Annotated in this window: 24 protein-coding genes and 1 pseudogene; 15 read left to right on the forward strand and 10 right to left on the reverse strand. The window is 63.7% G+C overall.

Annotated features, from left to right (window positions below; translation table 11 throughout):
• The first annotated feature begins 93 nt into the window (after window positions 1-93).
• The 5 genes and pseudogenes from ACSQ20_RS03595 to ACSQ20_RS03615 all read left to right on the forward strand — a co-directional run.
• The gene (locus ACSQ20_RS03595) at window positions 94-447 is read left to right on the forward strand and encodes a MarR family winged helix-turn-helix transcriptional regulator (protein WP_436017519.1); all 354 of its coding nucleotides are present in this window, start codon (window positions 94-96) and stop codon (window positions 445-447) included.
• Window positions 444-1,280, forward strand: coding sequence for an SDR family NAD(P)-dependent oxidoreductase (locus ACSQ20_RS03600; protein WP_436017521.1), 837 nt, complete (start codon window positions 444-446; stop codon window positions 1,278-1,280). The genes ACSQ20_RS03595 and ACSQ20_RS03600 overlap by 4 nt, the downstream gene beginning before the upstream one ends.
• Complete coding sequence (locus ACSQ20_RS03605) at window positions 1,280-1,684, forward strand: hypothetical protein (RefSeq protein ID WP_436017523.1); 405 nt, start codon at window positions 1,280-1,282, stop codon at window positions 1,682-1,684. Before ACSQ20_RS03600 ends, ACSQ20_RS03605 begins: the two co-directional genes overlap by 1 nt.
• Window positions 1,685-1,929: 245 nt before the next feature.
• Entirely contained in the window at window positions 1,930-2,319 is a 390-nt protein-coding gene (locus ACSQ20_RS03610) for a VOC family protein (RefSeq protein WP_436017525.1), read from the forward strand.
• A gap of 194 nt (window positions 2,320-2,513) precedes the next feature.
• Window positions 2,514-2,903: pseudogene (locus ACSQ20_RS03615) on the forward strand (transposase); the annotation flags it as partial.
• A 96-nt stretch (window positions 2,904-2,999) separates the two neighbouring features.
• On the opposite strand, the gene recN reads toward ACSQ20_RS03615, so the two are convergent.
• Together recN and ACSQ20_RS03625 are read right to left on the reverse strand one after the other, a co-directional pair.
• Window positions 3,000-4,670, reverse strand: a complete 1,671-nt coding sequence (gene recN, locus ACSQ20_RS03620) for a DNA repair protein RecN (RefSeq protein WP_436017527.1) — start codon at window positions 4,668-4,670, stop codon at window positions 3,000-3,002.
• A 75-nt stretch (window positions 4,671-4,745) separates the two neighbouring features.
• A complete protein-coding gene (locus ACSQ20_RS03625; RefSeq protein ID WP_436017529.1) occupies window positions 4,746-5,654 on the reverse strand; it encodes an NAD kinase in 909 nt (302 codons plus the stop codon).
• A gap of 219 nt (window positions 5,655-5,873) precedes the next feature.
• On the opposite strand from ACSQ20_RS03625, the gene hrcA reads away from it, so the two are divergent.
• The 9 genes from hrcA to ACSQ20_RS03670 all read left to right on the forward strand — a co-directional run bounded on the left by hrcA (window position 5,874) and on the right by ACSQ20_RS03670 (window position 15,730).
• Window positions 5,874-6,893 carry a heat-inducible transcriptional repressor HrcA gene (hrcA, locus tag ACSQ20_RS03630; protein WP_436017531.1) on the forward strand — a complete coding sequence of 340 codons (1,020 nt, stop codon included), beginning with the start codon at window positions 5,874-5,876 and terminating at the stop codon, window positions 6,891-6,893.
• A gap of 191 nt (window positions 6,894-7,084) precedes the next feature.
• On the forward strand, window positions 7,085-8,152 hold the full coding sequence (hemH, locus tag ACSQ20_RS03635) for a ferrochelatase (RefSeq protein ID WP_436017533.1): 1,068 nt from the start codon (window positions 7,085-7,087) through the stop codon (window positions 8,150-8,152).
• Between the two features lie 115 nt (window positions 8,153-8,267).
• Window positions 8,268-8,675 (forward strand): RNA-binding S4 domain-containing protein, encoded by a 408-nt coding sequence (locus tag ACSQ20_RS03640; protein WP_436017535.1) that lies wholly within the window; start codon window positions 8,268-8,270, stop codon window positions 8,673-8,675.
• A complete protein-coding gene (locus tag ACSQ20_RS03645) occupies window positions 8,665-8,892 on the forward strand; it encodes a hypothetical protein (protein WP_436023246.1) in 228 nt (75 codons plus the stop codon). Before ACSQ20_RS03640 ends, ACSQ20_RS03645 begins: the two co-directional genes overlap by 11 nt.
• Before the next feature lie 289 nt (window positions 8,893-9,181).
• On the forward strand, window positions 9,182-9,769 hold the full coding sequence (gene grpE, locus ACSQ20_RS03650; RefSeq protein ID WP_436017537.1) for a nucleotide exchange factor GrpE: 588 nt from the start codon (window positions 9,182-9,184) through the stop codon (window positions 9,767-9,769).
• 65 nt (window positions 9,770-9,834) lie between these two features.
• On the forward strand, window positions 9,835-10,248 hold the full coding sequence (locus ACSQ20_RS03655) for a thioredoxin family protein (RefSeq protein ID WP_436017539.1): 414 nt from the start codon (window positions 9,835-9,837) through the stop codon (window positions 10,246-10,248).
• A 144-nt stretch (window positions 10,249-10,392) separates the two neighbouring features.
• Window positions 10,393-12,354, forward strand: coding sequence for a molecular chaperone DnaK (gene dnaK / locus ACSQ20_RS03660; protein ID WP_436017541.1), 1,962 nt, complete (start codon window positions 10,393-10,395; stop codon window positions 12,352-12,354).
• A gap of 215 nt (window positions 12,355-12,569) precedes the next feature.
• Window positions 12,570-13,703, forward strand: coding sequence for a molecular chaperone DnaJ (dnaJ, locus tag ACSQ20_RS03665; RefSeq protein ID WP_436017543.1), 1,134 nt, complete (start codon window positions 12,570-12,572; stop codon window positions 13,701-13,703).
• Between the two features lie 38 nt (window positions 13,704-13,741).
• A complete protein-coding gene (locus ACSQ20_RS03670) occupies window positions 13,742-15,730 on the forward strand; it encodes a chorismate-binding protein (RefSeq protein ID WP_436017545.1) in 1,989 nt (662 codons plus the stop codon).
• Between the two features lie 49 nt (window positions 15,731-15,779).
• Here the strand turns inward: ACSQ20_RS03670 and panB are convergent, their stop codons facing one another.
• The 7 genes from panB to ACSQ20_RS03705 all read right to left on the reverse strand — a co-directional run bounded on the left by panB (window position 15,780) and on the right by ACSQ20_RS03705 (window position 22,140).
• Window positions 15,780-16,595, reverse strand: coding sequence for a 3-methyl-2-oxobutanoate hydroxymethyltransferase (gene panB / locus ACSQ20_RS03675; protein WP_436017547.1), 816 nt, complete (start codon window positions 16,593-16,595; stop codon window positions 15,780-15,782).
• Between the two features lie 81 nt (window positions 16,596-16,676).
• Complete coding sequence (locus ACSQ20_RS03680; protein WP_436017549.1) at window positions 16,677-17,351, reverse strand: deoxynucleoside kinase; 675 nt, start codon at window positions 17,349-17,351, stop codon at window positions 16,677-16,679.
• Window positions 17,351-17,881, reverse strand: coding sequence for a 2-amino-4-hydroxy-6-hydroxymethyldihydropteridine diphosphokinase (gene folK / locus ACSQ20_RS03685; protein ID WP_436017551.1), 531 nt, complete (start codon window positions 17,879-17,881; stop codon window positions 17,351-17,353). The genes ACSQ20_RS03680 and folK overlap by 1 nt, the downstream gene beginning before the upstream one ends.
• Window positions 17,882-17,966: 85 nt before the next feature.
• Window positions 17,967-19,595, reverse strand: coding sequence for a polynucleotide adenylyltransferase PcnB (pcnB, locus tag ACSQ20_RS03690; RefSeq protein ID WP_436017553.1), 1,629 nt, complete (start codon window positions 19,593-19,595; stop codon window positions 17,967-17,969).
• Window positions 19,592-20,278, reverse strand: coding sequence for an HAD family hydrolase (locus ACSQ20_RS03695; protein WP_436017555.1), 687 nt, complete (start codon window positions 20,276-20,278; stop codon window positions 19,592-19,594). Before ACSQ20_RS03695 ends, pcnB begins: the two co-directional genes overlap by 4 nt.
• 11 nt (window positions 20,279-20,289) lie before the next feature.
• Complete coding sequence (hda, locus tag ACSQ20_RS03700; RefSeq protein ID WP_436017557.1) at window positions 20,290-21,048, reverse strand: DnaA regulatory inactivator Hda; 759 nt, start codon at window positions 21,046-21,048, stop codon at window positions 20,290-20,292.
• 15 nt (window positions 21,049-21,063) lie between these two features.
• Window positions 21,064-22,140, reverse strand: a complete 1,077-nt coding sequence (locus ACSQ20_RS03705) for an AI-2E family transporter (protein ID WP_436017559.1) — start codon at window positions 22,138-22,140, stop codon at window positions 21,064-21,066.
• A 101-nt stretch (window positions 22,141-22,241) separates the two neighbouring features.
• Between ACSQ20_RS03705 and purM the strand changes: the two genes are divergently transcribed.
• A complete protein-coding gene (purM, locus tag ACSQ20_RS03710) occupies window positions 22,242-23,309 on the forward strand; it encodes a phosphoribosylformylglycinamidine cyclo-ligase (RefSeq protein WP_436017561.1) in 1,068 nt (355 codons plus the stop codon).
• A gap of 81 nt (window positions 23,310-23,390) precedes the next feature.
• On the opposite strand, the gene miaA is transcribed toward purM, so the two are convergent.
• Window positions 23,391-24,362 (reverse strand): tRNA (adenosine(37)-N6)-dimethylallyltransferase MiaA, encoded by a 972-nt coding sequence (miaA, locus tag ACSQ20_RS03715; RefSeq protein WP_436022899.1) that lies wholly within the window; start codon window positions 24,360-24,362, stop codon window positions 23,391-23,393.
• Between the last annotated feature and the right edge of the window lie 23 nt (window positions 24,363-24,385).

Here is a 24,385-nt window from a genome sequence, read left to right on the forward strand (position 1 = left end):
GAAACCCCGATAGGACTGCTCCTCAGCCAGACTGCCAGGCAGCTCAGTCGAGCCTTCGATGACGCGCTCACTGCTGCGGGCGGGTCGTTGCCGATGTGGCTGATCCTGATGTCGCTCATGCGCGAGGGAATGCTCAGCCACGGCGAACTCGCCCAGTGCGTCGGGGTGCAGGGGCCGACGCTCACCCATCACCTCGATGCGATGGTCGATCAAGGCCTCGTTCTGCGCGAGCGGCCGCCTGACAATCGTCGGGTGCAGGTCGCGCGCCTCACGCCGGCCGGTGTTGCGAAGTTTCATCGGCTCCGCAGCGCCGCGGCGGAGCATGACAAGCGCATCCGCAGCAGCTTCAGCGACGAAGAATTGCTGCAGGTGCGGACGCTTCTCACCCGCCTGGCCAAGGACTTCACCGGGCCGCCGAGCCAGGATCATCAGGAGATCAGAGAATGAGTAAAGCGACTAACGATGACCGATCCGGCTTGCTGACCGGGAAGGTCGCGCTTGTAGTCGGCGCGAGCCGAGGTATCGGCGCGGTAGCCGCCAAGGCCCTGGCCCGGGCGGGGGCGAAGGTGATGCTTGCAGCCCGCGACGCGAACGCCCTAGGGACGGTCGTCGGTGAGATCCGCAGCGAGGGACATGAGGCGGGTTTCGTCACCGTAGACATCGGCGACGAGACTTCAGTCGAGCATCTGGTCGATCGCGTGCTGGTTAAGTTCGGTCGATTGGATGTGGCCTTCAACAACGCCACCGATGGCTCCAACCCGCAACCTCTGGCGGACACAGACGTCGAAGGGTTCGATCGGGCCATCCGGACCAATATCCGAGGAACCTTCCTCGGCATGAAACACCAAATCCCGGCCCTACTCGCGAGTGGTGGCGGCTCGATTATCAACATGGCGTCGTTGGCCGGTGTGCAGGGTGTCGCGAATCTGGCGGGCTACGTGACCGGAAAGGCCGGCATCATCGCGCTGACAAAGGTCGCTGCGCTCGACTACGCCGACCACGGGATTCGAGTGAACGTCCTCGCGCCCGGGCCTATTCTCACACATCACCTGGAAGCAGCGGGCGAAGCGGCACAGCGGCAAGCGGCCATCGGCACGCCGATGCGGCGCGTCGGAACCGCGTCGGAAATTGCGGACGCAGTGCTTTGGCTTGCCTCGGATCAGAGCACCTTCATCACCGGCGTCACCTTGCCAATCGACGGCGGCCAATCTGCCGGCGCCAAGCCGGAGAAGATGTTCCGCACAGACAATAAATCGAGCTATCTCGAGACGAGGTTGTGATGCAGTGGACCCTGTTGATTGTAACGGTCGTGCATGTCTTGCCGGCTGTCTTCTGGGCGGGCTCGACGTTTGTGCTAGCGCGCGCCGGCGGAGTCGGTGCGGACCGGTTGGCCTTCCCCCAGCTGGGCGCGGCGGCACTTGTCACCCTGTCCGGCGCCGCCCTCTGGGGTCTTCTGCATCGCGGCGCCTTCGCCCAGTCCGAGCAGGTTCTGGCGCTCGGCGCGGCATGCGCCTTGACGGCGGCCGGGCTGCAGGCCTCAGCCTTGCCTTCAGTCCGGCGACTGCGCGGGGCATCTGACGGCGACGCCGTCGCCCCAAGGCGCACGATCGCCATGAGCCAGCGAATCGCCGCCGGCCTTCTGGTTGTAGCCGTCGCGGCCATGGCCTCGGCGCGCTACGTCTGACATTCGCCGGAACGTCTCATGCCGCCGTCGGTCTGCCTGCGCGAACCCCACCGCCGCGGCCCAAGTGCTTCGCCAGGCGACCTCGCCGGCTTTCATATCCATTCCGAGACCGGCGCGCGCCAACCGGCACGGCTCGCGCGAGGATCTAAAAATCCTCCGAGATTTGTCTGTGCGGCCCCTTGAGGCGGACAGCCTCCGCGCGTCTCACCACCCCAAGTAGCTTCGACCTCGCCAAGGAGCATCTTATGACCATCGAACTGAACCACACGATTGTTCACTCGACTGATCGGGAAGCCGCCGCCCGCTTCCTCGTCGAGACCTTCGACTTACCCGCGCCAAAGCCTTTCGGACCGTTTCTCGTCGTGCAAACCGCCAACGGCGTCAGCCTCGACTTCATGACCAGTCCGGAGCCGATCAGGGAACAGCACTATGCATTCCTTGTCTCCGACGAGGAATTCGACGCCATATTTGGCCGCATCCAAAAGAGCGGCATCCGCTTCTGGGCGGACCCGATGCGGCAGCGGCAGAATGAAATCAACACAAACAATGGCGGCCGCGGCGTCTATTTCCTGGATCCTTCCGGTCATATGCTGGAAATCCTGACCCGCGCTGAAGGGCCTTCGGCCGGTGACTGAGCCGCGCGAAGTGGGGCCTGTCGCGGTTATCCCCGGCGCCTATGGCGGAATCGGAGCCGCGAAGGCCCGCCGGCTTGCGTCCGAGGGCCTCAGGTTGGTGCTCAATGGTTGGCACCCGCATAGCGATCTCGCAAATGGCCAGGCCGGGTGCTGTCATCGCCCGTTGTGATCAGCGAGACGGTTACAGCGAATGCGAATGGCTCGACTTCTTGCGCCAAATTGAGCGCGAGACTCCCAAGGCAAAGAGCTGCATTTGATCTGCGATAACTATGCCACCCACAAGCACCCGAAGGTCAAGGAGTGGCTCGCGAAACATCCTTGTTACACCGTGCATTTCACGCCGACCTCCGCATCGTGGCAGAACATGGTGGAGCGCTTTTTTCGTGATATCACGTACCGAACGTTTGCGCCGTGGCGTGTTCCGTTGCGTTCCCGATCTCATCCTCGCTATCACGGAGTACATCGCCGTGCGTAACCAGGATCCCAAACCAGTCGTGTGGACTGCCAAGACCAACGACATCGTGCAGAAAGTCATTCGCGCCAACCGTCGCCTTGGTTCCAAGAAAAACGAAGCAATATACTGAACGGCTAGGGCGATTGGGACGGTTCGGACGTTAGGGCAGCAGGCCTTCGACGCCCGCGCAGTGCGAGGCAACGGCGTGTCACCGACGATACCGGCCCTATGCCGCCAGCATTTCTTTCGCGTGCCGCCGGGTGGTTGCCGTGATTTCGAGGCCGCCCAGCATACGCGCGACTTCTTCGACCCGGCTCGAATGATCGAGCGAGATGACGCTCGAAAGCGTGCCGCCGTCGGGCGCGGCCGCCTTGGCCACCTGAAGGTGATGGTCGCCGCGCGCCGCCACTTGCGGCAGGTGCGTGACGCATAGCACCTGACGCTCGCGCCCAAGTTGATGCAGCAGTCGGCCGACCACCTCTGCCACGCCCCCACCGATGCCCGTATCCACTTCGTCGAAAATCAGCGTCGGTGTGAGGCTCGCTGCACTCGCGACGACAGCCAGCGCAAGGCTGATGCGCGCAAGCTCGCCACCCGAGGCCACCTTGGCGAGCGGTTTCGCCGGCACGCCGGCATGGCCCGCGACGCGAAATTCAATTTGCTCAAGCCCCTGCGCGCCGCCTTCGGCGAGCGCCACAAGCGAGACCTCGAAACTGCCCCCGGCCATCGAGAGTTCCTGCATGCCGGCGGTTACTGCGGCGCTCAGCGATTTCGCCGCTTGCGCGCGGGCCTTCGAAAGGCGCTTCGCCTCGCGCAGGTAGATTGCGCGGCACGCGTCGACGGCCGCGTTCAGCTTGTCGAGATCGGCGGCCTCGTCGAGCGCTGCCAGTTGGGCGCGGCGAGCTTCATGCTCGGCGGGCAGCGCCTCGGGTTGGAGACGGAATTTGCGTGCAAGCGAATGGAGCGCGTCGAGCCGCATCTCGACTTGCGCTAGCTGACCGGGATCGAGTTCGAGTTTTTGCGCATAGTGCGTGAGCGAGTAGACCGCCTCGCGCAGCTGGATTTCGGCCGGCTCCAGCGAGGCAAGCGCGTCGCCGAGCGCCGGGTCGATATCAGCCAGATCGCGAAGCTTCGACAGGATCGAACCCAGTTGCCCGAGCATCGCGTTATCCGCTTCGGACAGCGAATCGAGCGCGCCTCGCACACCCTCGATCAGACTGGCCGAATGGGCGAGCCGCCGGTGCTCGGCGCTGATCTCCTCCCATTCGCCCGGTTGCGGCGCAAGCTTGTCGAGCTCGGCGAGCTGCCACGCGAGCCGCTCGCGTTCGAGCGCGAGCTCCCGATCGCGGGTCTTGGCCAATTCGAGCGCATGGACCGCATCGCGCCAATTTCGATAAGCGCGCGCGACTTCCTCCGCGATAGGGGTGAGGCCCGCGTGCGTATCGAACAACGTGCGCTGCGCGTCCGGACGCATCAACAGTTGGTGCGCGTGCTGGCCATGGATATCGACGAGCATTTCGCCGAGCTCGCGCAGTTGCGCGAGCGTCGCAGGCGTGCCGTTGATGAACGCACGCGAGCGCCCATTGATGTCGATCACGCGCCGCAGCAGCACCGAGCCGCCATCGACACTATCGGGTTCGCCACGAGCGAGGGCTTGCTCGTCGAGCCAGTGCGCCACCTGCGGACCGGTGCCGAACTCCGCGGTGATATCGGCCCGGCTGGTGCCTGTGCGTACGACGTCTGCGTCGGCACGTGCGCCAAGTGTGAGCGCGAGCGCATCGATCAGAATCGATTTGCCTGCCCCGGTCTCGCCGGAAAAAACGGTGAAGCCGCGGTCGAATTCGAGCTCGAGCGCGGCGACGATGACGAAGTCGCGGATCGAAAGATGACGGAGCATGGAGGTCGTGTTGGCGTCGTGTTGTCGTATTCGATGGACGGCCGGCTCGACGTGCCGGCGTCTTCACGCGGCGCGCTAAAGCGGCGCGGAGTCGTCTTCCGTGCTGGACGGATGTTCGTTCCAGTGCAGCTTTTGCCGCAGCGTGGCGTAGTAACTGTAGCCGATCGGATGCAGGAATGGCACGGTGTGGCGCGAGCGCCGCACTTCGATCGTGTCGTTCAGTTCGAGCGCGGTAAACGATTGCATATCGAAGTTCACGTTGACATCGCGCCCGGCAATGATCTGAATGCTGACGTTGCAGTCGTCCGGCAGCACGATCGGGCGATTCGACAGCGCATGAGGCGCGATCGGCACGAGCACGAGCCCGCGCAATTGCGGATGAAGAATCGGGCCTTGCGACGACAACGCGTAAGCGGTCGAGCCTGTCGGTGTGGCCACGATGAGCCCATCCGAGCGCTGGTTGTACATGAAGCGGCCATCGACGAGCACGCGCAGCTCCGCCATGCCCGAAAATCCGCTGCGGTTGACGACGACGTCGTTGAACGCCAGCGCGTGATAGATCGGCTGCCCGGCGCGCACGATGCGCGCTTCGAGCAGCGTGCGCTCCTCGCGCTCGAAGTTTCCGGCCAGCATTTGCGACACGCGTTGCTGCATTTCCGAGATCGGGATGTCGGTAATGAAGCCGAGCCGCCCCTGATTCACGCCGATCAGCGGCGTACGGTAGGGCGCCAACTGACGGCCGATGCCAAGCATGGTGCCATCGCCGCCGAGCACCACGGCGACGTCCGCCCGTGCCCCGATTTGCGCGGGCGTCACGCACTCGTAAGCGGTTGCGCCAATGCTGCGCGCGGTTTCGGCTTCGAATACGACGTGAAAACCGTGCTGCGCGATGCAGGCGGCGAGCGCCGTCAGCGGCTCGCCGATGCCGGGCGTGTTGCTGCGCCCGACGAGCGCAACGGTCTTGAATTGGCTGCCAATTTCCATGCCGGCATTACACCATAGGTGAGGTTCGAAAAGAACCGTCGTCCTCGGTCCGTCCGTGGCGCGGCAACCGGCACGGTAAAGCCACCAGGTTCGCCGCGGCTGATTTGTCGCTAGAATGGTGCCGTGCCGATGACAGGCCGGCCGCTGTACGCAGCCGGTCAGCGCGCGGGGGCGGGGGCGCACCCGGGGGGCCATCGGTGTTTGGTTAAAACTTGCGTCATGCTAGAACCACGTGCACAAACTCTGCTGAAAACGCTGATCGAACGATATATCGTCGAAGGTCAGCCGGTAGGCTCGCGCACGCTTTCGCGCTATTCGGGGCTCGAACTGAGCCCGGCAACGATCCGTAACGTGATGTCGGACCTCGAGGAGATGGGGCTTGTCGCGAGCCCTCATACCTCCGCCGGGCGAATTCCGACACCGCGCGGCTACCGTCTTTTTGTCGACACCATGCTGACGGTGGAGTCGGTTGCCGATGAAGAAGCCGTCAGGCGCGCCGTCAAACGGACGTTGAGGCCGGGCGAGCCGCAAAAGGTGGTGGCCGCGGCGGCGAGCGTGCTCTCGAACCTGTCGCAGTTCGCCGGCGTGGTGTTGACGCCGCGGCGCAGCCACGTCTTCAAGCAGATCGAGTTCATGCGCCTGTCCGACAAGCGCATTTTGCTCATCATCGTGACGCCGGAAGGCGACGTGCAAAACCGGATCATGGCGACGCAGCGCGACTACTCGCCGTCGCAGCTCACCGAGGCGTCCAACTATATCAACGCGCATTTCGCAGGCCTTTCGTTCGACGAAGTGAGACGCCGGCTGCGCGAGGAAATCGACGAACTGCGCGGCGACATGACGACGCTGATGCACGCCGCCGTCACGGCGAGCACGGAAGAATCCGAGACGGGCGAAACCGTGCTCATCTCCGGAGAGCGGAATCTGCTCGAAGTAGCAGACCTTTCGTCCGACATGGCGCGTTTGCGCAAGCTTTTCGACGTGTTCGACCAAAAGACGAGCCTCCTGCAGTTACTGGATGTTTCGAGCCACGCTCAAGGCGTGCAGATTTTCATTGGCGGCGAATCGACGCTCGTACCCATCGAGCAAATGAGCGTCGTCACCGCCCCTTACGAGGTGAACGGCACGATAGTCGGTACGCTCGGCGTTATCGGGCCCACGCGCATGGCCTATAGCCGCGTGATTCCAATCGTCGACATCACGGCGCGGCTGTTGTCGACCGCGCTGAGCCAGCCGTAGCAACGGCGGCGGCACTCGGCCGCGCCACGCTGCGCTGCCGCTCGGCGTGAAGCGCATGATGCGTTGAGCGCCCGATGGGCGCCATTGGCCGAACGGCCAACTGGTCCGGTGCGGGCGCGTCGCTATAATGGCCGTTACGTGAACCGATGTTTGGCACCGCTTGCCGCGGCGCGAAGCCTTTCCGATAGCCCATGCGTTTTGACCTCGAACTGCCGTCGCAGCCTGCCACGTCTCGCCGCGTTGCCGTGCTGCTGATCAACCTCGGCACGCCCGACGCACCTACGCCGCGCGCGGTGCGCCGCTATCTCGCGCAATTTCTGTCCGATCCGCGCGTGGTCGAAATTCCCGCATTGGTCTGGCAGCCGATCTTGCGCGGGTTGATCCTCCCGTGGCGTGCACGCACGTCGGCCAGAAAATACGCGGCAGTCTGGATGCCGGAGGGCTCACCGCTGCGCGTGCACACTGAAAAACAGGTGGAAGCGTTACGGGCGTTGCTGCATGCAAACGATTACCCGGTGATCGTCGATTACGCGATGCGCTATGGCACGCCTGGCATAGGCGCGATGCTCAATCAGCTGAAGCTGGCCGGTGCCGAACGCGTATTGTTGATGCCGATGTATCCGCAATATTCGTCGTCGACGACGGCAACGGCCTTCGATGCCGCGTTTGCGGCGCTCAAGCGCATGCGTAATCAACTGGAGATTCGCACCGTGCGCCACTATGCCGATCACCCGGCCTATATCGGCGCGCTCGCCGATCAGGTTCGGCAATATTGGGCGGCGCATGGGCGTCCCAATTTCGCAGCCGGCGACAAGCTGATACTCAGTTTCCACGGCGTGCCCAAGCGCACGCTCGACGCCGGCGACCCTTACCACGACCAATGCCGGCAAACGGCCGCGTTGTTGATTGCGGCGCTGGCGCTGGCGCCGGGCGAATGCCTGGTCACGTTTCAGTCGCGCTTTGGCCGCGCCGAATGGTTACAACCCTATACGGCGCCGACGTTGCACGAGCTTGGCGCGGCCGGTGTGCGTCGCGCCGATGTTTTTTGCCCCGGCTTCACCGCGGATTGTCTCGAGACGATCGAGGAGATCGGCCTCGAGGTGCGCGACGAATTTTTGCAGGCCGGCGGCAAGGAGTTCCACCGGGTCCCCTGTCTGAACGCCGCGCCGGCGTGGATCGCGGCGCTTGCCGAGATCATCGCGCAGCAGTTGCAAGGGTGGCCCGCGCGCGTGAGCGCGCCCGCCGGCGCTCTGGCATGATGCCGGGCCGGGTCGATTTCCTACCGCACGAGCCGCGTGCCTCGCGGCCGGGCAGGCTAGTTGCGCAGGCTTATTCGTTCGCAGCGAGAGATAGCGTCCCGTCTGAACTATTTCGATGAACTACAAGATCTCGACCGAACCAGGTGCGCGTTTGCGCATCGACAAATGGCTGTGGGCAGCCCGCTTTTTCAAGACACGCTCGCAGGCCGCGGATGCCGTCGAAAAGGGCCGCGTGCGCGTCGCCGGAACGCCGGTCAAGCCTGCCAAGGAAGTGCGGGTGGGGGATCTGTTGCGAATCGAGATTGATCGCACGGTCTGGGAAGTACGGGTGGCGGGCGTGTGCGAAGTACGGGGCCCTGCAAGCGTGGCGCAGATGCTTTACGAGGAAACACCCGAGAGCCGCTCGCAGCGCGCGGCGGAGAGCGAGCGGCGGCGCACCTACCGCGAGCCCGCGGCCGCGCTGCACGGTCGGCCCACGAAGCGCGACAGGCGTGTTATCGACAAACTTTCAGATGGGGATTGAACAACTGCTCGAACGTCGCGTGAACACCGCCGTACTCCGTTGTTTTATCGGTGACGGCACCGGACATGCAGATGGTCGTGGTTCCCGCGACGAGTACCAGCGCGACCACCGCGATTGCAAAGGTCAGTTTCACGGTACTCCCCCAGGGAAGAAGAGCGGGACGGGCAGCGACGAAATGGGCTGGATGACGCTGCGGTTTCGCGGTTCAGTGAAATGACACGCATGGAGGCAGTCTAGGGCAAACCAGAATAGCCCTCAATGCGCTTTTGGCGTTTGCACGGTAACCGGTGTTACGGTTCGTTTCGGGCGCCCGGCGGCGGTGCGCAAATGCGTCTTTAGCCCTTGAAATGCACATGGCTGCCCTCATTTCAATCGACGTGCGCGAGGGCGGAGTTGCGTTTTGGCAACACTCGGCGGTCCGCCGATTGTGTCTTGCCGCGCGACGCCACGCGATGACGCGCGCCCGAGCCCTGTTTTTGATTCCACTTTTAGGACGATTCAGCGACATGGAACAACCGCAAGACAATCCGGCCAGCCAGAATTCCAAGCCGGCCGATGCCGTGGCACAGCCGATCCCCGAGGATGTGGCGGCGAACGTGGCCGCTGCTGCGGTAGAACCGCAGCCGGAGAACGTCGCGGCGGCTGCAGCGGCTGCATTGGCAGAGGCTGAGGCGAAGATTGCCGAGCTCAACGAGAATTTCCTGCGCGCGAAAGCGGAGACCGAGAACGTGCGCCGTCGTGCGCATGAAGACGTTTCCAAGGCTCGCAGGTTCGCGATCGAAAGCTTCGCCGAACACCTGTTGCCTGTCATCGATAGCCTGGAGGCGGCGCTGTTGGACACCGCCGGCGACGTCGTCAAGCTGCGCGAAGGCGTCGAGCTCACGTTGCGCCAGTTGTCGGCCGCGCTCGAAAAGGGCCGCGTCGTGGCGCTGAACCCGGTCGGCGAGAAATTCGATCCACATCGCCATCAGGCGATCTCCATGGTGCCGGCCGAACAAGAGCCGAATACCGTGGTCTCGGTGCTTCAAAAAGGCTATGTCATCGCCGATCGCGTGTTGCGTCCGGCGCTCGTGACCGTCGCTCAGCCGAAGTAACCGGCCTGCGCGGTGATGGCGGCGGTCGCCGGGCCGCCGGGCCGCTCTGTCGCGAGGAAATTCCGATGAATGCGCATCCGGTCGACGCCACGGCGTTTTCTGTTTTCGAGATGCAGTCGGTGACGGCCGACGATCTCGATTCGGCGTTGGCGTCGGCGGGCGATGCGCTCGCGGTCGTTTTTTTCTGGGGCGAGGATTGCTTTAACTGCGAAATGGCAAAAAAGGCGATGCTTGCGCAGCCGGAGGCGGTTCGTGCGCTCGGTCTGAGATGGTTTCACGCCAACGTGTACGAAGAGCGCGAGTTGGCGCGCCACTTTTCGCGCCATGGCGTGCCTGCCTGGTACTTCTTCCATTGTGGCAAGCGCCTCGGGCGGGCGACGGGCTGGCACGGCATCGCGCAGTTCCAGGCGGCCGTGACCGCGGCGCACGCGAAGATCGCGGCGGCAGGTGCAAAAATCGGCGCCACGGGCGGTGATTGAAAAAAATTAAAGACCGCATTGCCCGGATGGGCTTGAAAACGGTGCGGCGGCACTCATGTTGGGTGCAGGTTGGATTTGAGCGGGCGGCAGCACGGTTGTCGGCGGTGCCGTTCCCAGGGATTGAAAGTCAGGAGATTAGGAAAAATGGGCAAAATCATCGGCATCGACCTCGGCACCACGAACTCGTGCGTGGCGCTGATGGAAGGTAATCAGGTCAAAGTGATCGAAAATTCGGAAGGCGCTCGTACGACGCCGTCGATCATCGCCTATATGGAAGACGGTGAGATCCTGGTCGGTGCGCCGGCCAAGCGCCAGTCGGTGACGAACCCGAAGAACACGCTCTACGCGGTCAAACGCTTGATCGGCCGCCGCTTCGAAGAAAAAGAAGTGCAAAAGGATATCGGCCTGATGCCTTACCAGATCATGAAGGCCGATAACGGAGACGCCTGGGTGGAAGTGCGCGACAAGAAGCTCGCGCCGCCGCAGATTTCCGCCGAAGTGCTGCGCAAGATGAAAAAGACGGCCGAAGACTACCTCGGCGAACCGGTGACGGAAGCGGTCATCACGGTGCCCGCGTACTTCAATGACAGTCAGCGCCAAGCCACCAAAGATGCCGGTCGCATCGCGGGGCTCGAGGTCAAGCGGATCATCAACGAGCCGACTGCAGCTGCGCTCGCGTTCGGCCTCGACAAAGCCGAGAAGGGCGACCGCAAGATCGCCGTGTACGATTTGGGCGGTGGTACGTTCGACATCTCGATCATCGAGATTGCAGACGTCGATGGCGAAATGCAGTTCGAAGTACTGTCGACGAATGGCGACACGTTCCTGGGCGGCGAAGACTTCGACCAGCGCATCATCGATTACATCATCGGCGAATTCAAGAAAGAGCAAGGCGTCGATTTGTCGAAAGACGTGCTCGCGCTGCAACGCCTGAAAGAAGCGGCCGAAAAAGCGAAGATCGAGCTTTCGTCGGGCCAGCAGACCGAAATCAATCTGCCGTACATCACGGCCGATGCCAGCGGTCCGAAGCATTTGAACCTGAAAATCACGCGCGCCAAACTCGAAGCGCTGGTGGAAGAGCTGATCCAGCGCACGATCGAGCCGTGCCGCATCGCCATCAAGGATGCCGGCGTGAAGGTAAGCGATATCGACGACGTGATTCTCGTCGGCGGTATGACGCGTATGCCGAAGGTTCAGGAAAAGGTGAAGGAGTTCTTCGGCAAGGAGCCGCGCCGCGACGTGAACCCGGACGAAGCCGTTGCCGTGGGTGCTGCGATCCAGGGCCAGGTGCTGTCGGGCGACCGCACGGACGTGCTGCTGCTCGACGTGACGCCGCTGTCGCTCGGTATTGAAACGCTCGGCGGCGTGATGACGAAGATGATCAACAAGAACACGACGATTCCGACGAAGCACGCGCAGGTCTACTCGACGGCGGACGACAACCAATCGGCTGTGACGATCAAGGTGTTCCAGGGCGAGCGCGAAATGGCGGCGGGCAACAAGCTGCTCGGAGAGTTCAATCTCGAGGGTATTCCGCCGTCGCCGCGCGGCGTGCCGCAAATCGAGGTCTCGTTCGACATCGATGCGAACGGTATCTTGCACGTAGGCGCGAAGGACAAGGGCACCGGTAAGGAAAACAAGATCACCATCAAGGCGAATTCGGGTCTGTCCGAAGCCGAGATCGAAAAGATGGTGAAAGATGCCGAAGCGAATGCCGAGGAGGATCACCGCTTGCGCGAACTGGCCGATGCGCGCAACCAGGGCGACGCACTCGTGCACAGCACGCGCAAGGCGCTGACCGAGTATGGTGACAAGCTCGACGGCGGCGAAAAAGAGCAGATCGAAGCGGCGCTCAAGGAACTCGAGGACACGTTGAAACAGGGCTCGAGCGACAAGGCAGCGATCGAGGAGAAGATCGAAGCCGTCTCGAAGGTCTCGCAAAAGCTCGGCGAAAAGATGTATGCCGACATGCAGGCTCAAGGGGCTGCCGGGGCCGCCGGTGCGGGTGCCTCGGGCGCAGGTGGTTCGGAAGCCGGGCAGGCATCGAGCAAACGGCCGGAAGACGATGTCGTCGATGCCGACTTCAAGGAAGTGAAGAAAGACTAAGCGCAGCTTGGTCGAATCGGCGGCCGGTTCCCCTGCGGGCGGCCGGCCGGTGACACGCCTGGCGGACTTTCGGGTCCTCCGGGCACATTGCTTTATGGGCGGCATGCCCGTATCGAGCGCGACGAAGCGTCCGAGGCGGCATGCCGAACGAGTCGCAAGACTCCACAGCATGTGAAAGGAGCGGCCGCGCGCGCTGCGTGGCCGGCGGTGAACCGATGGCGAAACGGGATTACTACGAAGTTCTGGGCGTTGCGAAAAACGCGAGCGACGATGAGATCAAGAAGGCGTATCGCAAGCTCGCGATGAAGTATCACCCCGACCGCAATCCGGACAACAAGAACTCGGAAGAGCATTTCAAGGAGGCAAAAGAGGCCTATGAAATGCTGTCTGATTCGCAGAAGCGGGCGGCTTACGACCAATACGGTCATGCGGGCGTCGATCCGAATATGGCCGGTGCCGGCGCGCAGGGCTTCGGCGGTTTCGCTGACGCATTCGGCGATATTTTTGGCGATATCTTCGGGCAGGCCGCGGGCGGCGGCGCGGGGCGTCGCGCGGGGCCGCAGGTCTATCGCGGTGCGGATCTGCGCTACAGCATGGAGGTCACGCTGGAGCAGGCGGCGCACGGCTGCGAGACACAAATCCGCGTGCCGAGTTGGGTGGCCTGCGAGATTTGTCATGGCTCCGGCGCCAAGCCCGGCACGAAGCCGGAAACCTGCCCGACATGTCATGGTTCAGGCGCGGTGCGCATGTCGCAGGGCTTTTTCAGCATCCAGCAGACGTGCCCGAAGTGCCATGGCAGCGGCAGCTACGTCCCCGATCCGTGTGTGAATTGCCACGGCGCCGGCAAGGTGAAGGAAACCAAGACGCTCGAAGTGAAAATTCCGGCGGGCATCGACGACGGCATGCGCATCCGCTCGTCGGGCAACGGAGAGCCGGGCGTCAACGGTGGGCCGCCGGGCGACCTCTACGTCGAAATTCATATCAAGCCGCACTCGGTGTTCGAGCGCGACGGCGACGATCTACACTGTCAAATGCCGATCCCGTTTACGACGGCGGCGCTTGGCGGTGAAATCGAGGTGCCGACGCTGGCGGGCCGCGCGAGCTTTACGGTGTCCGAAGGCACGCAGTCGGGCAAGACGTTCCGGTTGCGCGGCAAGGGCATCAAGGGGTTGCGATCGAGTGTCCCCGGCGATCTCTACGTGCATGTGCAAGTCGAAACACCGATCAAGCTTACCGAACCGCAGCGCGACCTGCTCAAGCAATTCGAAAAGTCGTTGGTCGAGGGCGGCTCGCGCCATAGCCCGCAAAGCAAAAGCTGGTTCGACCGGGTGAAGAGTTTTTTTGATTAAACCGCGTGCGAGCGAGCCGCGGCTTTGAGTGTGCTTAGATGAAGGCTGATGAGCGCAGCACGGTGTTCGCGCTGCTCGATGACTGCGACGCCAGTGCTGCGCACCGCTCGAGCCGTTTGTACACGCGTTTTGTGCGCGAGCATATCGCGCGAGACGCGCGTGAACTCGACGCAACTTGCGAGGCCGCCGCGGCTGATGTGCGAAGCGGCCTGCATGCGATTGTCCTCGGGGATTACGAGTTCGGCCGCGATCTTCATCTGAAAGGAACGGGCAGGACGCAGTGCAGCTCCACAGGCTCGCTGCGTTTTTTATTGTTCGAGCGGTGCGAGAAACTCGCGCGCGATGAGGTCGACACCTGGTTGGCCACGTGCGACCGGAATGGTGATCGGAACGGCGAGTCGGACAGCGGCTCTCTCGAACCATCGGTAGCCGGTGCTGCCAACGTTGGCCAAAGCGTGACGCCCGACGAGTTTGCTGCGGCCATCGCCGCGGTTCACGAGGCTTTGCGCGCGGGCGAGTCGTACCAGATCAACTACACGTATCGGCTTGCGTTTGACGTTTTCGGCTCGCCGCTGGCGCTATACCGGCGTCTGCGGGCGCGGCAGCCGGTGCGCTACGGCGCACTGATCGCGCTGCCTCGTGACGAGTGGATCGTCTCTTGTTCGCCGGAGCTTTTCGTCGAAAAGGCCGGCGAGCATCTGCGCACGCGCCCGATGAAGGGGACGACCGCGCGGGGTAGCACGCCAACGGACGATGCGCGCGCAGAGGCGTTCTTGCGCCGCGATCCGAAGAACCGAGCCGAAAACGTGATGATCGTCGATTTGCTTCGCAACGATGTCTCGCGCGTCGCCAAGACGGGGTCGGTGCATGTGCCCGCGCTCTTTTCGGTCGAGCCTTATCCCTCCATTTGGGCGATGACTTCGACGGTCGAAGCCGAACTCGTCGAAGGGACGACGTTTGCCGACCTGCTGCGTGCGCTTTTTCCATGCGGGTCGATCACGGGTGCGCCCAAACACCGGACGATGCAGCTTATCGACGAGATCGAGACGACGCCTCGTGGGCTCTACACCGGCACCCTTGGCTGGTATGACGCGCCGGCGTCCGGCGATACCGCAGATACCGCATCCAATCAAAAGACGTGCGGCGACTTCTGTCTTTCGGTGACGATTCGCACGTTGAGCGTTGGTGCGCCCCATCCCGCGAGCGGTCTGCGCCGCGGCTCGATGGGCATCGGTGGCGGAATCGTGCTCGACAGCGTCGCGGCGGACGAATATGCGGAGTGCCAATTGAAGGCACGTTTTCTGATCGGTGCCGATCCGGGTTTCGAACTGTTCGAAACGATGCGAGCGACGCGCGCGGACGGTGTCGCCCATCTGAACCGGCACCTGGCTCGCCTAGCGAGCAGCGCTGCTCAGTTGGGCTTCGGTTTCGACGAGCCTGCAGTCCGTGCTCGGATTGCCGAGCGCTGTGCGCGATTGACACAGCCGGGCGCGTATCGGTTGCGGCTCGCTTTGTCGAAAGACGGGCGCGTCGAGATGGTGAGCGCGCCGCTCGGCCCGCTGCCAGCGCTACCGCAGCCGCAGCCGAATCTCGACGAGCCCGTCGTCGGCGTGCTGCTGGCATCGGAGCATGGCTTCGCTCCAACGGATTCCGCGGACTGGCTGCTGCGCCACAAGACCACGCGCCGTGCGCAATACGACCGTGGCTGGCGCACCGCCGAAGCACACGGCGGCTTCGACATGCTTTTTGTCAACGAACGCGGCGAGCTAACCGAAGGGGGCCGCTCGAACGTATTCGTCAAACTCGACGGCAGTTGGTGGACACCGCCACTGGGGGATGGTTTGCTGCCCGGTGTCATGCGTCAAGTGTTGCTGGACGACGCGGCCTTCGGCGCCGCCGAGCGCGTGCTGACGCTGGGCGATCTGCTGCGAGCGCAAGCAGTGATCGTGTGCAATGCGCTGCGCGGGGCGTTACCGGCCAGGGTCATCTCCGCGGCGAGCCTTGGCGAGCGCCGCCCATCGTCCTGAGGGCAACTGACAACGCCAACGCCAACGCCCGCAGCTCGCACAAAAACGATCAGAACGCGTGCTCGGGCGCCGGGAACGAGCCTTCCTTGACCGCTTTGACGTACGCCTCGACTGCCGCGAGAATGCTCGGCGCGCCGGCCATGAAATCTCGCACGAAGCGCGCCGGCTTGCCCGGAAAAATACCGAGCATGTCTTGCAGTACGAGCACTTGGCCCGAGCAATCGAGCCCGGCGCCGATGCCGATCGTCGGAATGCGCAGCTCGTTCGTCACGCCCGCGGCGACAGCCGACGGGATCGCCTCCAACACCAGCAATTGAGCGCCGGCATCCTGCACGGCGCGCGCGTCGCGCAACAGCTGTGCGGCAGCCGCCTCAGTCTTGCCTTGTATTTTAAAGCCGCCGAACGCATGCACCGATTGCGGCGTCAGGCCGACATGGGCACACACGGGAACCGCGCGTTCGACCAGAAAACGTACCGTTTCCGCCAGCCATTCGCCGCCTTCGAGTTTCACCATTTGCGCGCCGGCGCGCATGATCTCGACGGCGCTCGCGAACGCATCGGCGGGGGTGCCGTAGCTGCCGAACGGCAGGTCGGCGACAACGAGTCCGCGCGGCTGAGCACGCGCCACGCACGACGTGTGATAGGCGATGTCATCGAGCGTGACGGGCAGCGTAGTGGTGTGGCCTTGCAGCACATTGCCAAGCGAGTCGCCGATGAGCTGCACGTCGACGCCTGCGCGATCGAGCAACGACGCAAAACTGGCGTCATAGCAGGTGAGCATCGCAATCTTTTCGCCGGCCTCGCGCATGGCTTGCAGCTTGGGCACCGTGACTTTGGGGCGACTGGTTTCCTGCAGGTAACTCATCGGAAGTCCTGTTCTCGAAGAAGAGGAAGGAAGCGGTCGGCACATCGCGGGCGTCGCACCGCGGGCCGCACCGGCCACATCTTACTGCGCTTTGACGAAGCTCGTTTTGCGGCCGCGCATGGTCTCGATGCGCTCGATAATGAGCGCACGATCCGACGTCGACTCGAGCGGATTCAGATGCTCGGTGTTCACCGTCAGAACCGGGCTGGCGTCGTAGTGATAGAAGAACTGGTCATAAGCATCGGCGAGCTTGCGTAGATACGTTTCGCTGAGCGGCGCCTCTTCCGCCCGCGCGCGTTTTTGAACGCGCTGCAGCAGTGTTTGCGGGCTCGCCTGCAGATAGATCACGAGGTCCGGCACCGGAGCGGCCACGTCGGCCTGAGAGGCGAACCTGCGGTAGAGGCGCCACTCGTCGTCGTCGAGCGTCAGCCGGGCGAAGATGTCGTTTTTCTGTGCGATGTAATCGGCGACGAGCGGCGTGCCGCGTGCCAGTACCTCGGCGGCTTCGTGGGCCTCGTCGACGCGCTGCACGACGAAGTGCAATTGCGTGGCCAGCGCGTAGCGCGCCATGTCGCGGTAAAAACGCTCGAGGAACGGGTTGTCCTTCGGCCGCTCCAGCAGCGCATGCATCGACCAATGTTCGGCCAGCTGTTCGGCAAGCGACGTTTTACCCGCGCCGATCGGCCCTTCGATCGCGATATAGCGATAAGGTGCGCGCCGGTCGGGCGGCTCGACTGTGATAGCGGGGTGCGTCATCAAAAACCGCCTGTGGCTTTGCTGCCGAACTTCTCCATCATCGCGCAGCGGCAGGTCTGCACTTTTTCGATGCGCTGATGTGCGATAGCTGGCAGCAGCGCTTGCGCAGGCCCGACACCAGGAATTTCGACTTCGCGGTCGATCTCGACGAGCGGCACCAGCACGAACGCGCGTTCGACAGCACGTGGGTGCGGAATGACGAGATCGGGTTCGTCGATGCGCTGATGGCCGAACAGCACGATGTCGAGGTCGAGCGTGCGCGGTGCGTTGCGAAAAGGGCGCTCGCGGCCGAACTGATGCTCGATGTGATGGCATAGCGCGAGCAGCGCGCGCGCCGTGAGTGCTGTTTCGATCTTGACCACGAGGTTGTAGTAGTCGTCGCCTTGAGCGTCGATGGGCTCGGTCCGGTAGAGGCTCGATTTCGCGAGCACAGTGACACAGTGCTGCTGGGCGAGGCATACCACCGCGTCCTTCAAGGACTGGCGGGCATCGCCGAGATTCGCACCGAGGCCGAGATAAGCAACCGTCATGACATGGCTTCCTACGACTTCACGACTTCACAACATGACCACTCCCACTTAAGGGCGACTTGCGGCCGTGGCAACGGCCGCAGCGTCAATTCTCCCGCACGTCGTGCGTTGCTGCTGCGTCGCCGCTGCCGCTTCCGGCATCGCCGAGGTCGGCCGGCGCATCGGTGCCCGCACCTTTGCGGCCCTTACCGCCGCCGCGCCGCCGGCGTTTGCGTGGCGCCCGCTCCTTGCCGCCTTGCGAGAGCAAGGCTTCGCGCGCGGCCGCGTCGCCCTCGATGAATGCTGTCCACCACTGGCCGATCGACAGATCCAACTCGCCCGATTCGCACCGTAGCAGGAGGAAATCATAACCCGCTCTAAACCTTTGGTGTTCGACGAGCTTGAGCGCGCTGCGCCCGGCACGTTTCTCGAGGCGCGCTTGCAAGCCCCAGATCTCGCGCATGTCGGCGGAGAAGCGCTTGTGGATCGCGAGCTTTTCGGTCTGCATATCGAGCACGTCGTCCATCGCGTGGTGCAGTGCGGGAACCGGATATTCTCCGCTGCTCTCGTATTGCTGCGCGCGCTGCTGCACGTCGTGCCAGAGCAATGTGGCAAACAGAAACCCCGGCGAGACGGGCTTGCCGGCGCGTACACGAGCGTCGGTATTGTTGAGTGCGAGCGTGACGAACGATTCGCCATGCGGCTGCTCGAGCACGACGTCGAGTAGCGGCAGCAGGCCGTGATGAAGGCCTTCTTTGCGCAACTGCTTCAAGCATGCCAGCGCATGGCCCGACAGCAGCAGCTTGAGCATTTCGTCGAACAGACGCGCGGCCGGCACGTTATGGATCAGATCGGCCAGCGGCTGTATCGGCGTACGCGTGGCCTCGTCGATTTCGAAGCCAAGCTTCGCGGCAAAGCGCACGATGCGCAGCATGCGCACCGGGTCTTCGCGATAGCGCGTCACCGGATCGCCGATCATCCGCAAGATGCGGGCGCGGATATCGGTCAAACCGTTGTGATAGTCGAGCACCGTTTGCGTTGCCGGGTCGTAGTACATCGCGTTGATCGTGAAGTCGCGGCGCGTGGCGTCTTCGTGCTGCTCGCCCCAGACGTTATCGCGCAACACGCGCCCGCTCGCATCGACCGCGTGCGTGCGGCGATCGAGTTCGTCGCGCCGCAGACGCTTGGGCGGCGCGACGACCGCAGCACTTGAAGCGCCCTCGGGGGCGTCCTGCGGGGTATCGACGAGCGCCCGGAACGTCGAGACTTCGATGATTTCCTGCCCGAACTGCACATGGACGATCTGAAAGCGCCGGCCGATCAGGCGCGCGCGGCGAAACAGCCGCTGCACTTGCTCGGGCGTGGCGTCGGTCGCGACGTCGAAATCCTTCGGCGCGATGCCAAGCAGCAGATCGCGCACGGCGCCGCCCACGATGAACGCCCGATAGCCGGCTTGCTGCAGGGTATCGGTCACGCGTATGGCATTGCGCGAGATCAGCGCCGGGTCGATCTTGTGGATCTCGGACGACAGAATGACCGGGGCGTCGGGGCCCGGCGCGCCGGCGCCCGCGGCGGCGGCGCGCATGCTCCGGCGACGCGGCGGTTTGCCGGCGGCGGCCGTTGTTGCGGTGGCACCGGGAGCGCCGTGCCCGGCGGGCTCCTCGCTCTTGGCGGCGGTGGGTTCAGCAGCGGCTTCGCTTTGGCCGAACAGCTTGCGGATGAGTTTCTTGATCACGACGGTTGAAAAAGATCGAAGATGCGCCAGCCCTTCGCCTCGGCATGGGCGCGCAGGGTTGCGTCGGGATTGGTCGCGATCGGATCGGTGACTTTCTCCAAGAGCGGAATATCGTTGTGCGAGTCGCTATAAAAGTAGCTGCGCTCGAATTCCGCCAGCGTTTTGCCGAGCGAGGCGAGCCACGACTCGACGCGCACGATCTTGCCTTCGCGGTAGCTTGGCGTGCCGGTGCCGCGGCCCGTAAAGGCCGAGTGCCGCGCGCCGTCGACCGTTTCGACTTCGCACGCGATCAACATTTCGACGCCGAATGCGTCCGCGATGGGTCGCGTGATGAACTCGTTCGTCGCGGTGACGATGCAGCAAAGGTCGCCCTGGTCCTGATGGCTGCGCACGAGTTCGAGCGCGGCCGGCACCAGCGCCGGGCGGATTACCTCGTGCATGAACTGCTCATGCCAGGTGGCGAGCTGCGCGCGCGAGTACTTGGCGAGCGGCGTCAGCATGGCCTCGAGGTACGCGTGGATGTCGAGCTGGCCCGCTTGGTAATCGGCGTAGAAGCGGTCGACGTCACGAACGAACGTGTCGGCATCGACGATGCCGAGCTTCACCATGAAGCGGCCCCATTCGTGGTCGCTGTCGGTGGGGATGAGCGTGTGGTCGAGGTCGAAGAGAGCGAGATTGGTCATGAGGGCGCATTTTACTTGAAGCGGCCGACGGGGGCGGCAGGGGCTTGCCCCGCACCTCGTTGGGCGGGGTCTTCGGCGGCTGGCTGGGCGAGCATCGTACGCAAAAGCGGCAGCGTGACGGCGCGTTTTTGTTCGAGCGAGAAGCGGTCGAGCGCGTCGAGCAGCGCCATCAGGCTTGGCATGTCGCGTCGAAAATGCGTGAGCAAGTAGGCCGGCACGTCTTCGGCGAGCGCAATGCCGCGTTCTTTCGCCGCGTGCTTGAGCACCGCGGCCTTGCGCTCGTCGGGCAGCGGGGCGAGATGGAACACGAGCCCCCATCCCAGCCGCGTGCGCAAGTCTTCGCGCACGGCGAGCGCAAGCGGCGCGGCATTGCCGGTGGCCACCAGCGCGGCCGACGGCTGCGCGCGCACCTCGTTGAACAGATTGAAGAGTGCGATTTGCTGCGCGCCGGAAAACTTGTCGCAGTCGTCGATGGCGTAGATCGGCACGCGCGCGTCGAACGCGAACGCGGTCAGCGCGCTTTGCGGGCCCAGAAAACGGGCTCGATGCGCCCCCGCGCTATCGATGAGCGCCGCCAGCAAATGGCTGCGGCCACTCCCGGGCTCGCCCCAGACATAGAAAGTGCGGTCGGTCACGGGGCCTGCCGCGAGCGCGCCATCGAGTTCGGCCAGGCGCGTCACCAGCTCGGCGTTGGTGCCGGCGAAGAAGTTATCGAACGTCGATGGGGGCGGTGTGCCCAGATCGAGCGTCAGTTGGCGATGCACAGTCACGATGAACGTAATCGGTCAGTTCTTGTAAAGTCCGCTCGCCAGATAGCCGCGGCGCACTTCGCGCAACGCGGTCGACAGAATGGCGCTGACCGGCAGCGCGAGCAGCACCCCGAAAAAGCCGAACAGCTGTCCGAACGCAAGCAGCGCGAAGATGACGGCGAGCGGATGCAGGCCGATGCGCTCGCCGACGAGCCGCGGCGTCAGGATGAAGCTTTCGAGGATCTGGCCGATGCCGTAAATGATGGCGACCGCGATGAAACCATACCAGTTGCCGAACTGGAGCAGCGCCGCGAGCAACGCGAGCACGAGGCCCGTCGCGTAGCCGACGTAGGGGATAAAGACGGCAAGCCCGGTGAACACACCGACCGGCAGCGCGATCTCGAAGCGCGCGATGCTGAGCGCGGTGGCATAGAACACGGCAAGGATGCCCATCACGAGCAGTTGGCCGCGCAGATATTGCGACAGCGTGATGTCCATCTCGATGACGAGTTCGGTGGTCTTCGCCAGCCACCGCCGCGGCACGAACGACGCGACGCGCGCGAGCATCATGTTCCAGTCGTAGAGCAGATAAAAGAGCACGAGCGGCACCATGACCAGGTCGCCGACGAGGGTGATCATCACGTTGCTGCTGGTGCGCAGCGACTTCCATGCGGCCAGCGCGACGGCTTGCGCGCTGCTTTCGATCTGGCTCGAGAGCATGTCGCGCAGGCTCGAGAAATCGAATACGTCACCGAAGCCGAGAAAGGCAAGCTTCGGCTGGGCCCAGTCGTGCAGCCGCACGATCAGGCCGGGAACCTGATGTTGCAGTTGTGGCAACTCGCGTTGGACGACGGCGAACACGAGCAACGCGAGCAACATCACGATCAGCGCGAAGACGAGCATCATCAGCAGCGCGGACAGCCCGCGCGGGACACGGTGCCGCACGAGCCAGGCGACGCCCGGCTGCAGGATGTAGGCCAGGATGGCGCCAAGCAGGAACGGTGTCAGCACCGGGCTCAACAGCCATAGCAAGATGCCGAGGCCGAGGGCGACGGTGCCCCAAAAGAGCGCCTGGCGCTGATAGGGGGTAAGGAGCGGAGCGTTCTGCGACAAGAGGTTTTCCCAGAAGGAGTGGTCGGAGAGAAGTTCGAGCCAGCCGGCCGGCAACTCTGGATAAGGTAAAATCGCATTTTACGTCCTTCTCGCACTTCCCCATGAATCAACCGAAATCCGCTCCGGACGATCAGAATCCGGCTCAAGGTCTGTCGTATCGCGACGCGGGCGTCGATATCGAAGCCGGCGACGCGCTCGTCGACGCGATCAAGCCCTTTGCGAAGAAGACGCTGCGCGACGGCGTGTTGGGCGGCATCGGCGGTTTCGGTGCCCTTTTCGAAGTGCCGAAGAAGTACCGTGAACCGGTGCTCGTGTCCGGCACCGATGGCGTCGGCACGAAACTCAAGCTCGCGTTTCATCTGAACAAGCACGATACGGTCGGCCAGGATCTCGTTGCGATGAGCGTCAACGACATCCTCGTGCAAGGCGCCGAGCCGCTCTTTTTCCTCGATTACTTCGCCTGCGGCAAGCTCGACGTCAGCACCGCGGCCACCGTCGTCAAAGGTATCGCGCAGGGTTGCGAACTCGCAGGCTGCGCGCTGATCGGCGGCGAGACGGCCGAGATGCCGGGCATGTATCCGGATGGCGAATACGATCTCGCCGGGTTTGCGGTCGGCGCCGTTGAAAAGAGCAAGATCATCGACGGCAGCACTATCGCCCCGGGCGATGTGGTGCTCGGCCTTGCATCGAGCGGCATTCACTCGAACGGGTTTTCTCTGGTGCGCAAGATCATCGAGCGCGCGAACCCTGATCTGTCGGCCGATTTTCACGGCCGCTCGCTCGCCGATACGCTGATGGCACCTACGCGTATCTACGTGAAGCCGCTGCTCGCGCTGATGCAGAACGTCACCGTCAAGGGTATGGCGCATATCACGGGCGGCGGTCTCGTCGAAAACATCCCGCGCGTGCTCGGCGAGGCTCTCACGGCTGAACTTGATCAGCGTGCGTGGCCGATGCCCCCGCTCTTTACGTGGCTGCAGCAACACGGCGGCGTGGCCGATGCGGAAATGCATCGCGTGTTCAATTGCGGGATCGGGATGGTCGTCGTTGTCGCTGCCGCCGATGCCGACGCGGCGATGCGCCTGTTGAGCGAGGCCGGCGAGCAGGTCTGGAAAATCGGTGCGGTGCGCGCCCGGCGAGCGGGCGAAGCGCAAACGGTCGTCGTCTGAAGCGCGTGTAACTTACCGCTGCCAGTCTCGTCAATCTCGATCGAACACGCCTGAGCTTCGGCTCGGGCGTTGTTATCTGTATCAGCCGGCCCCAAGCAGCACGCGCTCCACCGCCTGCACCGCATGCTGCGCCGCGGCCTGCTCGCAGCAGTCGATCACGATGCGCTCCGGCATCGAACGCAGCCAGGTCAACTGCCGCTTGCAGAGCTGGCGCGTCGCGAAAATTCCCTGCTCGCGCATCGTCGCCTGATCAATCACACCATCAAGATACGCCCACGCCTGCCGGTAACCGACGCAGCGCATCGACGGCATCGTCGCATCGAGATCGCCACGCGCGCGCAGGCCAGCGACTTCATCGACGAAGCCGGCCGCCAGCATCGCATCGAAGCGACGCGCGATACGCTCGTGCAGCACGGCGCGGTTCGACGGCTCGATCGCGATCGGCACAAAGCGGTAGCGGGTGTCGCCGTGCTCGTGCTCGTATTCGTGCGCTCTCTTTTTTGCGGCGTCGGCAATCAGCGCTGACATCGGCGTGCCGGACAGCATAAAAATTTCGAGGGCTCGCGCAATGCGCTGGGCGTCGTTCGGCGCAAGTCGTGCGGCGGTGACGGGATCGACGCGCGCAAGCTGGGCGTGCAGCGCCGGCCAGCCGAGTTCTGCGGCTTGCGCTTCCAGCGTCGCGCGCGTCGCGGCGTCGGCCGACGGCAACGCGTCGAGCCCTTGCACGAGTGCCTTGTAGTACAGCATCGTGCCGCCCACGAGCAGCGGCACGTGGCCGCGGGCCACAATCTCGCTGACGAGCCGCAGCGCATCGGTGCGAAATCGAGCCGCCGAGTAGCTTGCGTTCGGCTCGATGATGTCGATCAGATGATGAGGCGCAACAGCGCGCTCTTCGAGCGTGGGCTTGGCCGTGCCGATATCCATGCCGCGATAGACGAGCGCGGAATCGACACTGACGATTTCGACCGGCAGCCGCTGGGCTAACGCCAGCGCGGCTGCCGTTTTCCCCGACGCGGTAGGGCCGAGCAGGCAAGCGATGGCGGTCTGAATCATGCCGGTGCGCTGATCGAATGCGC

The organism is Trinickia sp. LjRoot230, assembly GCF_964253315.1.
Classification (GTDB): domain Bacteria; phylum Pseudomonadota; class Gammaproteobacteria; order Burkholderiales; family Burkholderiaceae; genus Trinickia.

What these genes read in the sequence shown, in the direction of transcription:
- folK (WP_436017551.1), bottom strand. Translation starts at nt 17,881, where the DNA reads ATGACGGTTGCTTATCTCGGCCTCGGTGCGAATCTCGGCGATGCCCGC.
- miaA (WP_436022899.1), bottom strand. Translation starts at nt 24,362, where the DNA reads ATGATTCAGACCGCCATCGCTTGCCTGCTCGGCCCTACCGCGTCGGGG.
- ACSQ20_RS03625 (WP_436017529.1), bottom strand. Translation starts at nt 5,654, where the DNA reads ATGGAAATTGGCAGCCAATTCAAGACCGTTGCGCTCGTCGGGCGCAGC.
- purM (WP_436017561.1), top strand. Translation starts at nt 22,242, where the DNA reads ATGAATCAACCGAAATCCGCTCCGGACGATCAGAATCCGGCTCAAGGT.
- recN (WP_436017527.1), bottom strand. Translation starts at nt 4,670, where the DNA reads ATGCTCCGTCATCTTTCGATCCGCGACTTCGTCATCGTCGCCGCGCTC.
- ACSQ20_RS03670 (WP_436017545.1), top strand. Translation starts at nt 13,742, where the DNA reads ATGAAGGCTGATGAGCGCAGCACGGTGTTCGCGCTGCTCGATGACTGC.
- ACSQ20_RS03695 (WP_436017555.1), bottom strand. Translation starts at nt 20,278, where the DNA reads ATGACCAATCTCGCTCTCTTCGACCTCGACCACACGCTCATCCCCACC.
- dnaJ (WP_436017543.1), top strand. Translation starts at nt 12,570, where the DNA reads ATGGCGAAACGGGATTACTACGAAGTTCTGGGCGTTGCGAAAAACGCG.
- ACSQ20_RS03655 (WP_436017539.1), top strand. Translation starts at nt 9,835, where the DNA reads ATGAATGCGCATCCGGTCGACGCCACGGCGTTTTCTGTTTTCGAGATG.
- ACSQ20_RS03605 (WP_436017523.1), top strand. Translation starts at nt 1,280, where the DNA reads ATGCAGTGGACCCTGTTGATTGTAACGGTCGTGCATGTCTTGCCGGCT.
- hrcA (WP_436017531.1), top strand. Translation starts at nt 5,874, where the DNA reads ATGCTAGAACCACGTGCACAAACTCTGCTGAAAACGCTGATCGAACGA.
- ACSQ20_RS03595 (WP_436017519.1), top strand. Translation starts at nt 94, where the DNA reads ATGTGGCTGATCCTGATGTCGCTCATGCGCGAGGGAATGCTCAGCCAC.
- ACSQ20_RS03645 (WP_436023246.1), top strand. Translation starts at nt 8,665, where the DNA reads ATGGGGATTGAACAACTGCTCGAACGTCGCGTGAACACCGCCGTACTC.
- dnaK (WP_436017541.1), top strand. Translation starts at nt 10,393, where the DNA reads ATGGGCAAAATCATCGGCATCGACCTCGGCACCACGAACTCGTGCGTG.
- ACSQ20_RS03680 (WP_436017549.1), bottom strand. Translation starts at nt 17,351, where the DNA reads ATGACGCACCCCGCTATCACAGTCGAGCCGCCCGACCGGCGCGCACCT.
- grpE (WP_436017537.1), top strand. Translation starts at nt 9,182, where the DNA reads ATGGAACAACCGCAAGACAATCCGGCCAGCCAGAATTCCAAGCCGGCC.
- panB (WP_436017547.1), bottom strand. Translation starts at nt 16,595, where the DNA reads ATGAGTTACCTGCAGGAAACCAGTCGCCCCAAAGTCACGGTGCCCAAG.
- hemH (WP_436017533.1), top strand. Translation starts at nt 7,085, where the DNA reads ATGCGTTTTGACCTCGAACTGCCGTCGCAGCCTGCCACGTCTCGCCGC.
- ACSQ20_RS03600 (WP_436017521.1), top strand. Translation starts at nt 444, where the DNA reads ATGAGTAAAGCGACTAACGATGACCGATCCGGCTTGCTGACCGGGAAG.
- ACSQ20_RS03640 (WP_436017535.1), top strand. Translation starts at nt 8,268, where the DNA reads ATGAACTACAAGATCTCGACCGAACCAGGTGCGCGTTTGCGCATCGAC.
- ACSQ20_RS03610 (WP_436017525.1), top strand. Translation starts at nt 1,930, where the DNA reads ATGACCATCGAACTGAACCACACGATTGTTCACTCGACTGATCGGGAA.